This window comes from Pseudomonas sp. BYT-1 (assembly GCF_023611805.1).
In the GTDB taxonomy this organism is placed as follows: Bacteria; Pseudomonadota; Gammaproteobacteria; order Pseudomonadales; family Pseudomonadaceae; genus Aquipseudomonas; species Aquipseudomonas guariconensis.
On record NZ_CP072559.1, the window covers coordinates 3,487,651 to 3,502,441 of the forward strand.

At 61.9% G+C, this 14,791-nt stretch carries 13 protein-coding genes; 7 read left to right on the plus strand and 6 right to left on the minus strand.

The annotated features are described in order from the left end of the window. Nucleotides 1-42: 42 nt before the first annotated feature. The 4 genes from J5X93_RS16170 (at nucleotide 43) to J5X93_RS16185 (ending at nucleotide 4,477) form a co-directional block, all read left to right on the plus strand. Nucleotides 43-921, plus strand: a complete 879-nt coding sequence (locus tag J5X93_RS16170) for a LysR substrate-binding domain-containing protein (protein ID WP_070571198.1) — start codon at nucleotides 43-45, stop codon at nucleotides 919-921. A 75-nt stretch (nucleotides 922-996) separates the two neighbouring features. Next, nucleotides 997-1,824 (plus strand): phosphonoacetaldehyde hydrolase, encoded by an 828-nt coding sequence (gene phnX / locus J5X93_RS16175; protein WP_102081495.1) that lies wholly within the window; start codon nucleotides 997-999, stop codon nucleotides 1,822-1,824. A gap of 128 nt (nucleotides 1,825-1,952) precedes the next feature. After that, nucleotides 1,953-3,119, plus strand: coding sequence for an acetyltransferase domain-containing protein (locus J5X93_RS16180; RefSeq protein WP_182942894.1), 1,167 nt, complete (start codon nucleotides 1,953-1,955; stop codon nucleotides 3,117-3,119). 11 nt (nucleotides 3,120-3,130) lie between these two features. Next, entirely contained in the window at nucleotides 3,131-4,477 is a 1,347-nt protein-coding gene (locus J5X93_RS16185) for an OprD family porin (RefSeq protein WP_182942892.1), read from the plus strand. A gap of 15 nt (nucleotides 4,478-4,492) precedes the next feature. Here J5X93_RS16185 and J5X93_RS16190 read toward each other — a convergent pair whose 3' ends face one another. The 6 genes from J5X93_RS16190 to csiR form a co-directional block, all read right to left on the minus strand. Beyond that, nucleotides 4,493-5,047, minus strand: coding sequence for a helix-turn-helix domain-containing protein (locus tag J5X93_RS16190; RefSeq protein ID WP_043208966.1), 555 nt, complete (start codon nucleotides 5,045-5,047; stop codon nucleotides 4,493-4,495). A gap of 149 nt (nucleotides 5,048-5,196) precedes the next feature. Further along, a complete protein-coding gene (locus J5X93_RS16195; RefSeq protein WP_043208969.1) occupies nucleotides 5,197-6,555 on the minus strand; it encodes an aspartate aminotransferase family protein in 1,359 nt (452 codons plus the stop codon). Nucleotides 6,556-6,625: 70 nt separating this feature from the next. After that, entirely contained in the window at nucleotides 6,626-7,399 is a 774-nt protein-coding gene (locus J5X93_RS16200; protein ID WP_043208971.1) for a gamma-glutamyl-gamma-aminobutyrate hydrolase family protein, read from the minus strand. A 78-nt stretch (nucleotides 7,400-7,477) separates the two neighbouring features. Next, the gene (locus J5X93_RS16205; protein WP_102081492.1) at nucleotides 7,478-8,824 is read right to left on the minus strand and encodes a glutamine synthetase family protein; all 1,347 of its coding nucleotides are present in this window, start codon (nucleotides 8,822-8,824) and stop codon (nucleotides 7,478-7,480) included. A gap of 28 nt (nucleotides 8,825-8,852) precedes the next feature. Further along, nucleotides 8,853-9,407: a helix-turn-helix domain-containing protein gene (locus J5X93_RS16210; protein ID WP_043208973.1), complete on the minus strand. Its 555-nt coding sequence runs from the start codon at nucleotides 9,405-9,407 to the stop codon at nucleotides 8,853-8,855. A gap of 309 nt (nucleotides 9,408-9,716) precedes the next feature. Next, nucleotides 9,717-10,409, minus strand: a complete 693-nt coding sequence (gene csiR / locus J5X93_RS16215) for a DNA-binding transcriptional regulator CsiR (RefSeq protein WP_043208975.1) — start codon at nucleotides 10,407-10,409, stop codon at nucleotides 9,717-9,719. 180 nt (nucleotides 10,410-10,589) lie between these two features. On the opposite strand from csiR, the gene glaH reads away from it, so the two are divergent. The 3 genes from glaH (at nucleotide 10,590) to J5X93_RS16230 (ending at nucleotide 14,789) form a co-directional block, all read left to right on the plus strand. Continuing rightward, nucleotides 10,590-11,576 (plus strand): glutarate dioxygenase GlaH, encoded by a 987-nt coding sequence (gene glaH, locus J5X93_RS16220; RefSeq protein WP_043208977.1) that lies wholly within the window; start codon nucleotides 10,590-10,592, stop codon nucleotides 11,574-11,576. Nucleotides 11,577-11,631: 55 nt separating this feature from the next. Next, nucleotides 11,632-12,873: an L-2-hydroxyglutarate dehydrogenase gene (gene lhgD / locus J5X93_RS16225; protein ID WP_090344668.1), complete on the plus strand. Its 1,242-nt coding sequence runs from the start codon at nucleotides 11,632-11,634 to the stop codon at nucleotides 12,871-12,873. 383 nt (nucleotides 12,874-13,256) lie between these two features. After that, nucleotides 13,257-14,789 carry a sensor domain-containing diguanylate cyclase gene (locus tag J5X93_RS16230; protein WP_102081491.1) on the plus strand — a complete coding sequence of 511 codons (1,533 nt, stop codon included), beginning with the start codon at nucleotides 13,257-13,259 and terminating at the stop codon, nucleotides 14,787-14,789. Nucleotides 14,790-14,791: the final 2 nt, after the last annotated feature.

A 14,791-nucleotide genomic window follows, 5' to 3' on the forward strand; every position in this document is an offset into this window, starting at 1 on the left:
AGATGCCCGTCATTGCCCGCGCGCCCCTGACCGAGAGGCTCCATGTACCAGTACCACAAGTGGTTGCGTTCGTTTCATGCCGTTGCCCGGAGCGGGAGCTTCACCCAGGCCGCCACGCTGCTCAACATCGGCCAGCCGACCATCAGCGAGCAGGTCAGCGGCCTGGAAAAACGCTTCTCGGTGGAGCTGTTTCATCGTCGCGGTCGCTTCATCGAGCTCAGCCCTGCCGGACAGCAGTTGTACGAGATCACGCAAGGGTTGTTCGGCCAGGAGGACGAAGCCCTGCAGTTGCTGCAGAGCTTTGCCCAGCGCAAGCAGGGTATGTTGCGCATCGGCGCCGTCTCGCCGCCGATCGCCATGAGCCTGACCTATTCGTTGATGCAGCAGTATCCGGACATCGAGCTGGAAACCTCGTTCACCAGCGAAGCTGGCACGCTGGAGCGGCTGTACAACTTCGATATCGACGTGGCGATTCTCGCTCTGTCGGAATTCGACCATCGCCTGAGCACCCAGCTGTATCGCACCTGCCCGATCCTCGCGGTGGTGCGCGACGACCATCCGTGGGCCCAGCGCGAGCGGATCAGCGTCCAGGAGATCGCCGATCAGCGTGTGGTGTTGCGCGAGCCGGCATCGCGCACACGCCAGCTGGTGGAGGAAGGTTGCCAGGCGCACGGCGTGACACTCGACTGCGCGATGCAACTCAACAGCCGCGAGGCGATCGTGCATGCAGTGGTCCATGGCATCGGGATTGGCTTCGTCTCTGCGGTGGAGTATGCCGATCGCCCCGGCACGCGCTCGATCGCCTTCGCCGAAGACCCGTTCCACATCAGCTACTACCTGTGCTGTCTGGGCATTCGTCGCAACCGGCCGATCATCTGCGAGCTGTTCGACGCCAGCACCGCTCCCAACGCCCCGCACTGATGCTTCGCCTTGCCTGCCGCCCGCCGCGTGCGGGCTGGCTTCGTACGCCCTGAATTTCACTCACCGGAGAACACCATGAACTATCACACCCCCAGCAAACTGCAGGCTGTCGTGCTCGACTGGGCCGGCACCGTCGTCGATTTCGGCTCCTTCGCGCCGACCCAGATCTTCGTCGAGGCGTTCGCCGAATTCGGCGTCGAGGTCAGCCTGGAAGAAGCACGCGGCCCGATGGGCATGGGCAAGTGGGACCACATCCGCACCCTGTGCGACCTGCCGCAGATCGCCGAGCGCTATCACGCGGCCTTTGGCCGCTACCCCACCGACCAGGACGTGACGGCGATCTACAACCGCTTCATGCCGTTGCAGATCGAGAAGATCGCCGAGCATTCGGCGCTGATTCCAGGCGCCTTGGAAGCCATCATGCAACTGCGTGCGCAAGGCCTGAAGATCGGCTCGTGCTCCGGTTATCCGGCGGTGGTGATGGAAAAGGTCGTTGCCCTGGCCAAGACCAACGGCTATGAAGCCGACCATGTAGTGGCCACCGATGAAGTCCCCAATGGCCGCCCTCACCCGGCCCAGGCATTGGCCAACGTGATTGCGCTGGGCATCGAGGACGTCGCGGCGTGCGTCAAGGTCGACGACACCTGGCCGGGCATTCTCGAGGGCCGGCGCGCCGGCATGTGGACTGTCGCCCTCACCTGCTCGGGCAATGCCTTGGGCTTGACCTACGCCCAGTACAAGGCCTTGCCGGCGGACCGGCTGGCGCAGGAGCGCCTGCGCATCGGTCGATTGTTCGAAGGCTCGCGTCCACATTATCTGATCGACACCATCGCCGAGCTGCCTGAGGTCATCGCCGACATCAATGCACGCCTGGCGAAGGGAGAGATGCCGCAAGGGCGGTGAACTCAAACGCCCCCAAGCACGCCCGCCTCGCGCGGGCTTGCTTGGAGTCCCGATCAACCAGGCGATAGCCACGGCATGAATTTACGTTATAAGATAACGTTTCATTCATACTGATTATCTCCTCGCCCATGACCAGTGCCACTCCCGCCCTTACCCAAACCACCCAGCGCCTGCAGAGCATCGATGCCCTGCGTGGCCTGGTGATCCTGTTCATGCTGCTCGACCACGTGCGCGAGACGTTCTTCCTGCATCACCAGGTCGGCGATCCGATGAACATCGACACGACCGAACCCGGCCTGTTCGCCAGCCGCACCCTGGCCCATCTGTGCGCACCGGTGTTCGTGCTGCTCACGGGGCTTTCGGCCTGGCTCTACGGCGAAAAGCACCAGGGCCAAGGCGCTGCGGCGGTGTTTTTGTTCAAGCGAGGGCTGTTCCTGGTGGCGCTCGAGTTCACCCTGGTCAATTTCGCCTGGACCTTCCAACTGCCGCCGAGCGTGATCTACCTGCAAGTGATCTGGGCCATCGGCCTGAGCATGATCGCCCTGTCGCTGCTGGTATGGCTGCCGCGGCCTGCGCTGGTGGCGCTGGGCCTGGTGATCGTCGCCGGGCACAACCTGCTCGATGGCCTGCACTTCGGGCCAGAGTCGGCCCTGCACGTGCCGTGGGCGATCCTGCATGACCGTGGTTGGCTGGTGGTCTCCGAGGACTTGCGTCTGCGCACTTCATATCCTGTGCTGCCGTGGATCGGCGTGATCGCCCTGGGCTATGGCTTGGGCCCATGGTTCGGCCGTGGCAGCGATGCCCGTGAGCGCCAGCAGCGACTGCTGCTCACAGGTGCCGCTGCCCTGCTCGGCTTCGCCGTGCTGCGTATGATCAATGGCTACGGCGAGGCGCCCTGGAGTGGCTACCCCACCGCCACGCAGACGCTGATGAGTGTCTTCAACATCACCAAGTACCCACCATCGCTGCTGTTCCTGGCATTGACCCTGGGCATCGGCCTGCTGGTGCTGCGTGGCTTCGAACGCGCGGGCAGCGCCCGTTGGATCTGTACGTTGGCGGTGTTCGGCGCCGCGCCGATGTTCTTCTACCTGCTGCACCTGTATGTGTTGAAGCTGCTGTACCTCGCTTGCGTCGCGCTGTTTGGGCTGAACCAGGGTGACTACTTCGGCTTCGACGGCATCGGCGCGGTTTGGCTGGTCGCCCTGCTGTTGGCCATTGCGCTGTACCTGCCGGTGCGCAGCTTCGCCCGCCTCAAGGCGCGGCGACGTGACATTGCCTGGCTCAAGTATTTGTAGAAGTCACAGCGATGCCCCTGTTCAATCGCATCGCCCTGCTGCTGCCGCTGGCAGGCGCCTCGTCTGCGGCAATGGCCGACGCCGCGCAATCGCACGCCGAAGGGTTCCTCGACGGCAGCACCTGGATCGTGCTCAACCGCAGCGTGCTCGACCAGCGCGACTATCGCCATGGCTCACGCAACAGCAGTGCCCGCAACGCCTTCAAGCCGCGCCGCGAACGCAGCGACCAGGCCGGAGAATGGGCCTACGGCCTGATGGGTAGTCTTCAGTCCGGTTTCACCCAAGGGCGAGTCGGTGTCGGCCTGGACGCGCACGCCTACCTCGGCGTGCAACTCGACAGCGGTGGCGGCCGCGCCGGCAAGGCGCGCTTGCTCGCGCTGGACAACGACGGCCATCCGAAAACGCAATACGGCCGTGGCGGTGCGGCGGTGAAACTGCGTTTCTCCAACACTGTGTTGTCGTATGGCGAACAACGGATCAAGACGCCCGTGTTCAGTTCATCCGACAGCCGCCTGCTGCCTGAGACCGCCACCGGGTGGTTTCTCGACAGCAAAGAGATCCCGACGCTCAGGCTGGTCGCGGGTCACTTCAACGAAAACACCGACCGCAATGCGTCGAGCCACGACCAAGGCTTCGTGGTGAACTACACCAATGCCCGTCAAGGCAACACGTTCGACCTGGCCGGCATGGTGTGGGCTCCCAATGCCCGGGTCAGCGCCAGCCTCTATACCTCGCGCTACGAAGACACCTGGAACCAGCACTACTTCGGCAGCACCTTGAGCCATGCTCTGGATGATCGACGCAGCCTGGGCCTGGACCTGAACCTGTACCGCACCACCGATACCGCAGACGCCTTGTCAGGCCGTATCGACAACACCACCTGGAGCCTGGTGTCCCGCTACAGCGACGGCCCGCATACGTTCAGCCTCGGCTGGCAACAGGTCGATGGGAGCACCCCGTTCGACTACGTGACCCGGGGTGCGATCTACCTCGGCAATGCGGTGCAGTTGTCCGACTTCAACGCACCGAACGAAAAATCCTGGCAGGCGCGGTATGACCTGGACCTGGGCCCCTACGGCGTGCCCGGCTTGGACCTGACGGCGTTGTATGTGCGCGGGTTCGATATCGACGGCACCCATGCCGACCCGGACGGCGGTTACGCCTACCTCGGCTACGGCAAAGGCGGCAAGCATTGGGAGCGGGACCTACAGGTGCGGTATGTGGTGCAGAGCGGCAATGCCAAGGGCATGGTGTTTTCGCTGCGGCACAACGTACACCGGGGCAATGCCGCACAGGCAGAACTCGATGCCGACCAGATACGCCTGGCGGTGGAATATCCGATAGGAGGGAAGCTCTAGGCGCTGGACGAGCCCTCAGTTGAACACCCAGAGCACGCGGGTCGGCTTGTCCGTCAGGTTGGCATAACGGAAACGCGCGTGAGGTTGGAGCTGGAAACTGTCATTGGGGTGGAGCGTCACCGGATCGCCGTCATCCAGCCAGACAGTCAGTTCGCCTTCGAGCACGAAACAGCCCTGCTCCGAACTGTCGTCCAGATACTCTTCCCCGCTCGAGGCCCCAGGTTCGAGGTGGCTGTCGAGCATCGAGAAACCACCGGCGATGGTGGGCGACACGAGCACATCGGTAATCCCCCCTCCCAGATGTAGCGTACGGCGCTCATCCGGTCGCGTGACCCAGTCGAGCGCGCGGGGTTTTTCCAGGCTATAGAAGTAGGCCGTCGAGACCCCCAGCGTCTCGCTGATCGCCGTCAGGTCCGCCACGGTTGGGCGTGACACGCCCCGCTCGACCTGGGATAGAAAGCCCACCGAACGACCGATGCGCTGCGCGAGTTCGCCCAGAGTCAAGCCCTTGAACTTGCGCAGATCGCGAATGAGTATGGCGAGCCCTTCAATTTCTTCGTGCACTTTCATCGTGTGGTCTTGGCGGTGGGAGCGATGGTGTCGACGGAGGGTATTGGAGTGGGCCGTGCAAGGCAAGATCAAGGATCGAAGGGGACGGACTGGGCGGGCACGATGCCTGAAGAGCACCTCGGCAGGGAGCCTGCCGAGGTGCCGCAGGCTTACTGGACAGCCTGGTAAGTCAGGTCCAGGCACTTGCGGGCCTTTTCCACCAGCTCGTCGATCTCTTCGGTGCTGATCACCAGAGGTGGTGCGATGATCATGGTGTCGCCCACGGCGCGCATGATCAAGCCATTGTCGAAGCAGTGCTGGCGGCAGATCATGCCGATGCCCTTGCCTTCGTAGCGAGCCCGTGTGGCCTTGTCCTTGACCAGCTCGATCGCGCCTAGCATGCCCAGGCCACGCACTTCACCCACCAGCGGGTGATCGGCCAGTTCACGCAGACGTTTTTGCAAGTACGGTGCAGTGACGTCACGCACCTGCTCGATGATCTTCTCGTCGCGCAGGATACGCAGGTTTTCCAGGCCCACCGCCGCTGCCACCGGGTGGCCGGAATAGGTAAAGCCATGGTTGAAGTCGCCGCCTTCGCTGATCACTTTGGCCACGTCGTCCCGCACGATCACACCGCCCATGGGGATGTAGCCGGAGGTCAGGCCCTTGGCGATAGTCATCAGGTCGGGCTTGAGGTCGTAGTAGTCGGTGCCGAACCACTGACCGGTACGGCCAAAGCCACAGATCACTTCGTCAGCCACGAACAGGATGTCGTACTTGGCCAGGATCTGCTTGATCTTCGGCCAGTAGGTCTGCGGCGCAATGATCACGCCGCCTGCGCCCTGGATCGGCTCGGCGATGAAGGCGGCGACATTGTCCTCGCCTACTTCCAGGATCTTCTTCTCCAGTTGTTCAGCCGCCCACACGCCGAACTCGGCCTCGGACATGTCGCCGCCTTCACCGAACCAGTACGGCTGGGGGATATGCACGATATCCGGCAGCGAACCGCCCTGCTGGTGCATGCCGCTCATGCCGCCCAGGCCGGCACCCGCCACGGTGGAGCCGTGGTAACCGTTGATGCGGCCGATGATGACCTTCTTGTCCTTCTTGCCCTTGATCGCCCAGTAATGGCGAACCATGCGCAGCACGGTGTCGTTGCCTTCGGAGCCGGAGCCGGTGAAGAACACATGGTTCATGCCCTGCGGGGCCACATCGGCGATTGCCTTGGCCAGCTCCAGCGCCGGCGGGTGCGCGGTCTGGAAGAACAGGTTGTAGTACGGCAGTTCTTTCATCTGCCGGGCAGCCACGTCGGCCAGTTCGTCACGACCGTAGCCGACGGCCACGCACCACAGGCCCGCCATGCCGTCGAGGATCTTGTGGCCTTCGCTGTCCCAAAGATAAACGCCCTTGGCCGAGGTGATGATGCGCGGGCCTTTCTCGGCCAGTTGCTTGACGTCGCTGAACGGCGCCAGATGATGGTCTCGGCTCATGGCTTGCCAGGCAAGCGTCTGGGAATTCTTTTCACTCATTTATTACTCTCCTTAACGAGGCGCAGCCGGGCTGCGTAAAAACATTCAACGTTTCAATAGCGTTCACGGCTCAGGCGGTTTTCAACATCAACTGACGCAATACCGAGCGTTGCCGGCAGGCTTTGCCAAAGGTCTGGAAGATCGTCAGGTAATGCGGGTTTTCAAGTACCCGGAACTCCGGATGCCACTGAACGGCCAGGGCAAAGCTCTTGCTGCCTTCAACCGAGATCGCTTCCACAAGCCCATCCGGTGCCAACGCCTCCACCCTCAGCCCCGGCGCCAGCACATCGATGCCCTGGCCATGGATGGAGTTGACGTCGATGACCGCGGGCAAGCCCATACGGTCCATCAGGCCGCCTGGCTGGATATGCATTGCGTGGCGCGGGCCATACTGCTGGTCCACAGGCTCGTCCTTGCCTTCGCGGTGATCCATGAACAGACCGGTCTCATGGACCTTCTGGTGCAGGGTGCCCCCGAGCGCCACATTCATTTCCTGGAAACCCCGGCAGATGCCGAGCACCGGCACACCAGCGGCGATGGCCGCACGCATCAGCGGCAACGTCGTGGCATCGCGCAACGGATCGTGATGGGTGCCCGGCTCACTGGCCGGGCCGTTGTAGTGGAATGGTTCGATGTTGGACGGCGAGCCGGTGAAGATCAGCCCATCCACTGTGTCGACGATGTCGGCGGTATCCATCAGTTCACCGAGACTGGGAATCACGATGGGCAAGCCACACGCCGCCTTGGCCGCGGCGCGCGCATACTTCTCACTGATCGTCTGGGTCGCATGCTGTTCAATCATGCGAGTGCATGCAGTGATGCCGATAACGGGCACGCGTGGCATATCATCCTCCGGCAAATCAATATTGCGAGTTATTCAAACTGATTAAGAAAGTGGGGCGCAGTTGGGTGAAACGGATGCTCACAAGAACCAGCGATATTCACGCGCGTTGATGGCGTTCATGAAATCCAGTTGTTCCTGGCGTTTGTTTTCGCAATAGACCATCACGAACTCACTGCCCAGCCCCTCGTTGACCACCGGATGGTTGCGCATCGCAGCCACCGCGCTCAGGGCATCCTTGGGGAAATCGATACCGCTCGTGCGATCGTCATTGAGCGGTGCGATGGGTTCCACACCGCGATCAAGGCCATGCTCCATGCCGGTGAGAATGGCCGCCAGCACCAGGTACGGGTTGGCATCGGCGCCGGCCAGGCGGTGTTCGATGCGCAGGTTGCGTGGATCGGACTCGGGAATGCGAATGCACGCATCCCGGTCCTCGAAGCCCCAGCTGGCCACACTCGCGGCGTTGACCATGGCGCCGTAGCGGCGGTAGGCGTTGTGATTAGGGGCGAAGATCGGCATGCAGTGGGGCAGCAGCTCCAGGCAACCGGCGACGGCATGGCGCAGGTTGCGTTGTCCGTAACCGGCCAACAGGTTGTTGCCGGCCTCATCGTAGAGACTGACATGCACATGCATGCCGCTGCCCGGTGCGTCCAGGTAAGGTTTGCTCATGAAGCTGGCGCGATAGCCATGTTTCATGGCGACACCGCGCGTACTGCGGCAGAACAAGGCTGACCAGTCCGCCGCGCTCAGCGCGTCGTCACTGTGGGAGAAGTTGATCTCGAACTGGCCAGGGCCCAGTTCCGCAGTGATGACGTTCGCCGGCACACCCTGCTCGTTGGCGACATCCACCATCTCATGCAGCACGGACGAGAACCGCGACAGCCGTTCGATGTGCATGTTCGGCTGGTCGTCCTGGTCGCCGGTAGCGACATCGCGTGGGTACTGCGGCAGGCCGTCCTTGAGCGTGCGGTCGAACAGGTAGAACTCAAGCTCAAAGGCAACCACCGGACGAATGCCACGACTGGCCAGACGTCGTAGCACCCGGGCCAGCACTTCGCGGGGCTCGAACTCGATGGGCTTGGCGGTGCCATCGGAGGTGATCATCATCTGGGCGATCGCCTCCTTTTCCCAGCGCACCGGTTTCAGGGTGCCAGGCACCAGGCGCCGCGGTGCATCCGGGTCACCATCGGCAAAGCAATAGTCGCCAATTTTGTAGAGGCCACCCTGGGTCCCCAGCAACACACAGTTCTGCGGCAACTTCAAAGGCGCGCCTGCAGCCACTTTCTCCAGCATGTCCATGGGGTAGCGCTTGCCATAGAAATGCCCGGGAATATCCAGCGCAATCAGGTCGACGTAACGCACGTCTGGGTGTTGGGCGCGAAAAGCGCGCACTTCAGTCAGCAGATCCGGAAAGATGACACTCATCTTCTTGTCCTTGTGAGGTGAAACGAATTCAGTTGAAGACCCAGAGCACGCGGGTGAGCCTGTCCGTGAGGTTGGCGTAACGCAAACGCGCATGAGGTTGCAGCTGGAAGCTGTCGTTGGCGTGCAGGGTCACGGCATCGCCGTCGTCCAGCCAGACCGTCAGTTCGCCTTCGAGCACAAAGCAGCCCTGCTCCGAGCGATCGCTCAGGTGTTCGGGGCCACTGCTCGCACCAGGCTCGAGGCGGCTGTCGAGCATCGAGAAGGCGCCCGAGATCGTCGGTGAGGCCAGCACATCGGTGATACCCGAACCGAAGTACAACGTGCGCCGCTCATGAGGGCGGGTCACCCAGCTGACGGCGCGGGGCTTGCTCAGGTTGTAGAAATACGCGGTCGAGACGCCGAGTGTTTCGCTGATGGCGGTGAGGTCGGCCACGGTCGGGCGCGAAACACCCCGTTCAACTTGGGAAAGAAAACCAACCGAACGGTCGATGCGTTCAGCCAGCTCGCCCAGCGTCAGATTCTTGAACTTGCGCAGGTCATGAATGAGGATCGCCAAGGCTTCAACTTCTTCGTCCATCTTCATCGCTCAGAGGCAGCCGTGAAATTATTGGATTTATTTTTCATGAAAAAATACATGAAAAATTTCACGCGTCAAGCCAGGCGCAGCAACCGGCTGCCACCCATAGCCAGGAATTCAGATGAGGTCGGGGACGTCAGGCGCGCGGCCATCGTAGGCTTCGCCAGCGCCTACAAGAGAGGACCAAGCTTTCGCCGGGGAGACTGAGGCCAGCTCCTATCCAGTGAGGCGGTTTTACACTGGGGACGCTGCGCCAGGGTTCGTGGACGCTGGCGCAGCCTGTGATCGAGTGCGAAGCACTCGCCTGCTGTTTGGCTACAAGATGTCGGATTCGCGTTCGATGATCTGCGTGATGATCGGCACCGGCGTCATCAAATGCTCCAGCATCATCTTGCTGGCCTTGGCGGCATCGCGCCCCAGGATGGTACTGACCAGCTCGGCGTGCTCTTCGCGCTTGAGCCGCAACGCCGCTTCGGACAACACCGTGCGCTTGAGCCAGATCTGCCGGTAGCGTTCGGCCTGATCCTGCAGGAAGGCACGCGCCTGCAGGAGGCTCTTGGAGCCGCAACCACTGGCAATGGCATTGTGGAAAGCTTTGTGCCGGGCATCCCAGATATCGACCATTTCCTGCGGACTGTGCAACTCGACCACCTTCGACAGCGTGTGCGAACACGCCACGATGGACGCCTCCCAGGCTTCATCGCCCTTCTCTACCGCCAACCCCACGATCAAGGCCTCCAGGTGAGCCCGGGCGGTGTAGACATCGAGCATCTCGTCCAACGACATCGGTGCCACCCGGTAGCCCTTCTGGTTGATCGCGCTGACCAACCGCTCCGCCACAAGCCGCGCCAACACCTCGCGCATCGGCCCCACACCGACGGCGTAACGGTCTTTCAAGGCGCTCATCAAGAGTTTTTCACCGGGGCGGAAGACGCCACGGAGAATGTCGGATTTCAAGCGCGAATAGGCAGCATCTGATGCGGTTTCAGCGAGGTCTGTGTGGTCCATCCAGAGGGCTCTCTTGCTAGGCGCACCTATCATACCGGACTCCGTTCAGACACGCAGATCGTGTACAAAACAAAATAATTACGACGATATTTAAAAATGTAGACATTTTTTATTTTCGGCGATATTTTTGCCCCACGACCTGACCCGTCCTCTCAACCGCCCGGTTAACAAGGAGTCGCCATGAACGCCCTCACCCACATCGATATGCCTGTCCTCGAGCAACCTGCCCTGCTGCACGGTTTCACCTTGCAGTCGACCTCCCAGTCCGAGCGCCTGTTGGAACTGCGCTTTGCCAAGGAGACCGTCGACGCCTTCGTCGCCGCGGTCGCCCAATGGCCGGTCCAGGCCTTGGAGTACAAATCGTTCCTGCGTTTCCAGTTCGGCAAGATCCTCGATGACCTGTGCCAGGGCACTTTGCGCCCGGTCATCGTCAACACCCTGCTCGATCGCAGCACTGGCGGCCTGCTGGTCACCCCTGAGGGCCTGGACAACGTCTCCCAGGCTGAAGACATGGTGAAACTCTCTACCGCTGTGGCCCATCTGCTGGGCCGATCGAATTTCGATGCCATGAGCGGCCAGTTCTACGCGCGCTTCGTGGTCGAGAACGTCGATAACTCCGACAGCTACCTGCGCCAGCCACACCGGGTGATGGAGCTGCACAACGACGGCACCTTCGTGAACCAGATCACCGACTATGTACTGATGATGAAAATCGACGAGCAGAACATGGAAGGCGGCAATTCCCTGTTGCTGCACCTGGACGACTGGGCTGACCTGGACCGTTTCTACAAGCACCCGCTCGCCCGTCGGGTGATGCGCTGGACCGCGCCACCGAGCAAGAACACCCGGGAGGATGTATTCCATGCCGTGTTCGATACCGACTCGGTGGGTCGCCCGACCATGCGCTACATCGACCAGTTCGTGCAGCCAGAGAACTACGAGGAAGGCACCTGGCTGTTCCAGTTGGGCGAGTCACTCGAAGGCAGTGCGCACAAGGTGTCGATTCCGGTTCCGGTCGGCTCGTTCCTGCTGATCAACAACCTGTTCTGGCTGCACGGCCGTGACCGCTTCGTCGCTCACCCGGGCCTGCGCCGCGAGTTGATGCGTCAGCGCGGCTACTTCAGCTTCCCGAAAATGGAACACCACCGGGGCCAGACCTCCAACTGATGCTCAGCATGGCCTCGGCACCTGTGGGCCGGGGCCATCTGCAAGGAACAGACTCATGTACGATTTCGTGATCATCGGCGGCGGTATCGTCGGCATGTCGACAGCGATGCAGCTGGCTGACCAGTACCCCGAGGCGCGCCTGCTGCTGCTCGAGAAAGAGAGCAGCCCAGCCCAGCACCAGACCGGCCACAACAGTGGTGTGATCCATGCGGGTGTCTACTACACGCCCGGCAGCCTGAAAGCAAAGTTCTGCCTTGAAGGCAACAAGGCCACCAAACGCTTCTGCGATGAGCACGCCATCCCCTACGACAACTGCGGAAAACTGCTCGTCGCCACCAACGAGCTGGAGATGCAGCGTATGCGCGCCCTGTGGGAGCGCACTGCGGCCAATGGCCTGGAGCGTCACTGGCTGTCGGCCGGCGAACTTCGCGAACGCGAGCCCAACATCGTCGGCCTGGGCGGGATCTTCGTGCCCTCCAGCGCCATCGTGAACTACGCTGCGGTGACCGCTCAGATGGCCAAGCAGTTCGAGAAAAAAGGCGGCACCCTGCAGTTCGATACCGAAGTCACCGGGCTGGTCGAACAGGCAGACTCGATCGTCGTCCAGACCGACCGGGGCACTTACACGACCCGCTACCTGGTGTCGTGCTCGGGCCTGATGGCTGACCGAGTCGTACGCATGCTCGGTGTCGAGCCAGGTTTTACCATCTGCCCGTTCCGTGGCGAGTACTACCTGCTGCCACCGGAGCACAACCGGATCGTCAATCACCTGATCTACCCGATCCCGGACCCGTCCATGCCGTTCCTGGGTGTACACCTGACCCGGATGATCGATGGCACCGTCACCGTCGGGCCGAATGCAGTGCTGGCCATGAAGCGCGAGGGCTATCGCAAATCCGATGTCTCCCTGAGCGACCTGGGCAACATGCTGGGGCACCGTGGTATCCGCAAAGTGCTCAAGGACAATCTTCGCCCAGGGCTGATCGAGATGAAGAACTCGCTGTTCAAGGGGGCCTACCTCAAGACCGTGCAAAAGTACTGCCCGAGCCTCGAGAAGAAACACCTCAAGCCCTACCCGGCCGGCGTGCGCGCCCAGGCGGTGTCCAATGACGGGAAGCTCATCGATGACTTCCTGTTCGTCAACACCGCCCGTAGCGTCAACGTCTGCAATGCGCCTTCCCCGGCGGCCACCTCAGCCATTCCGATCGGGGCCTACATCGTGTCCAAGGTCCAGGAAATCGTCGGCGATGAATTCAAGAAAACGTCCGTGCCGGCACTTCAGGCCCAAGCCGTCTGAACATAGGCTGTTGCCTTCGCAAGGTGGTGCGACCTTCCACTGGCTGGCAAGGCTGACCCAGGGCCACCGACTCGAGCTGCTCGCCCTGGCCAGTCTATTGATCGCCGTTTTCATGCTTTGATCCCCGCCGGGCTGCCTGCTGGAAGCAATGATTCAGCAGGCAGTCATCTGACGTATTCTTCATAATATCTGTCAGACACTCCGACATAAGCAGTGTTATATTTCGCCAATTGGACCACCTGGTTACTTCTTGACCGCTAGGTTAGCCACCCGTGGCAGTGTCAGTCTGCTTGATGTGTGGCACAGGGCCGGGAGTGCCCGTTGCGAATCCCCCACGCATTCGCGACCCGCAAGAGAAATCGGAATTCCCATCAGGTATCTATGTGAAGCGTGACATCCACCTCGTCGTTCTGCTGCTGTCGATCATCGGTTGTTCGCTCGCATCGTTGACACTGTGGAAGGTCATGGCCTCTCGCGAGCGGGCACTGGAAGACATCAATACCCACGCCTTGAACCTCACCCAGGCACTGTCCACCTATTCTGAGGGCATCGTGCGACAGAGCTCGCTGCTGTTGCTCGGCCTCATCGAGCGGCTGGAAACCGAAGGCAGCGGGCCTTCGCAGATCGAACGCCTGAGCCAGCTGGTGAGCCGTCAGCACCCGTTGATGCCGCAGTTGAGCGGCATCACCATCTATGACAAGGATGGCCGCGGGCTCATGTCCTCCAACAGCCCCATGCCCGTCGGTGCCAACAGCAGCGACCGCGCCTACTTCATCCATCACCGCGACGATCCTTCCCGCGAGCCGTTCATCGGCCTTCCTATCCGCAGCCGCACCAACCAGGAATGGGTCATCACCATCAGCCGCCGCTTCAACGACGCCCATGGCGATTTCGCCGGCGTCGTTGCCGTGACGCTGGGCGTGGAGAACTTCCTGCACCTGTTCGGACAGCTGGATGTGGGCCAGGACGGCGCCATCGGGCTGTCGTACACCGACGGGGCGATACTGGTGCGTTACCCGTTTCGTGAACAGGACATGGGGCGCAACTTCTCCAAATCGCCCATCTATGCCAAGTACCTCGTCGATCAGTCAGTGGGCACGGCCTCGTTCACCTCCAGCCTGGACGGCGTGGAGCGCCTGTATGCATTTCGCAAGAGCGACACCCTCCCCCTGGTGACAACCGTCGCCCTGGGCAAACGCGAGGCGCTCGCGGCCTGGCGCTTCGAGGCGCAACTGTCGGCGTTGGTGGTCTGCGGTCTGCTCGCCCTCACCGGCGCCATCGGCTGGCTGCTGATTCGCGCCATGGGCCGACGGATCGCCGCAGAGCGTGAGCTCAGAGAGACCCAACAACAGTTGCTCGACAGCAATCAACAGCTCGAACGCCAGGCGATGCTCGATGCTCTGACCGGACTCGCCAACCGACGCCGCTTCGACGAGGTGCTGGACGAGGAGATTCGAAGAGCCCGTCGAAGTGGGACGCCATTGTCCCTGCTGATGATCGATATCGACCACTTCAAACGCTACAACGACACCTACGGCCATCCGGCCGGCGATGCCTGCCTGCAGCGAATCGCCGGCCTGCTCACCGGCTGCATCCGTCGCCCGTGCGACCTGCTGGCACGTTACGGAGGCGAAGAAATGACAGTGGTCCTGCCCGACACCGACTGCGACGGTGCCGTCGTCGTGGCGCGGCTGATGCTGGAGTGCCTGGCCATGGCGTCCATCGCCCACCAAGGCAGCCCTTTTGGCCAGGTGACCGCCAGTATCGGCATCGCCTGCGCGGCCGGTGCCTCCCTCAACAGCAGCCAATCGCTGCTCGAACGCGCCGACCAGGCGCTCTATACCGCCAAGCAGGCGGGCCGCAATCGCCTGCATGTCGCCACGACGACCGGCATTTCCTTACCCGCTGGATCCTGAAT

Excerpts from the sequence above, each read along its gene's own strand:
- J5X93_RS16170 (WP_070571198.1), top strand. The coding sequence starts at position 43 with ATGTACCAGTACCACAAGTGGTTGCGTTCGTTTCATGCCGTTGCCCGG.
- phnX (WP_102081495.1), top strand. The coding sequence starts at position 997 with ATGAACTATCACACCCCCAGCAAACTGCAGGCTGTCGTGCTCGACTGG.
- J5X93_RS16180 (WP_182942894.1), top strand. The coding sequence starts at position 1,953 with ATGACCAGTGCCACTCCCGCCCTTACCCAAACCACCCAGCGCCTGCAG.
- J5X93_RS16185 (WP_182942892.1), top strand. The coding sequence starts at position 3,131 with ATGCCCCTGTTCAATCGCATCGCCCTGCTGCTGCCGCTGGCAGGCGCC.
- J5X93_RS16190 (WP_043208966.1), bottom strand. The coding sequence starts at position 5,047 with ATGAAAGTGCACGAAGAAATTGAAGGGCTCGCCATACTCATTCGCGAT.
- J5X93_RS16195 (WP_043208969.1), bottom strand. The coding sequence starts at position 6,555 with ATGAGTGAAAAGAATTCCCAGACGCTTGCCTGGCAAGCCATGAGCCGA.
- J5X93_RS16200 (WP_043208971.1), bottom strand. The coding sequence starts at position 7,399 with ATGCCACGCGTGCCCGTTATCGGCATCACTGCATGCACTCGCATGATT.
- J5X93_RS16205 (WP_102081492.1), bottom strand. The coding sequence starts at position 8,824 with ATGAGTGTCATCTTTCCGGATCTGCTGACTGAAGTGCGCGCTTTTCGC.
- J5X93_RS16210 (WP_043208973.1), bottom strand. The coding sequence starts at position 9,407 with ATGAAGATGGACGAAGAAGTTGAAGCCTTGGCGATCCTCATTCATGAC.
- csiR (WP_043208975.1), bottom strand. The coding sequence starts at position 10,409 with ATGGACCACACAGACCTCGCTGAAACCGCATCAGATGCTGCCTATTCG.
- glaH (WP_043208977.1), top strand. The coding sequence starts at position 10,590 with ATGAACGCCCTCACCCACATCGATATGCCTGTCCTCGAGCAACCTGCC.
- lhgD (WP_090344668.1), top strand. The coding sequence starts at position 11,632 with ATGTACGATTTCGTGATCATCGGCGGCGGTATCGTCGGCATGTCGACA.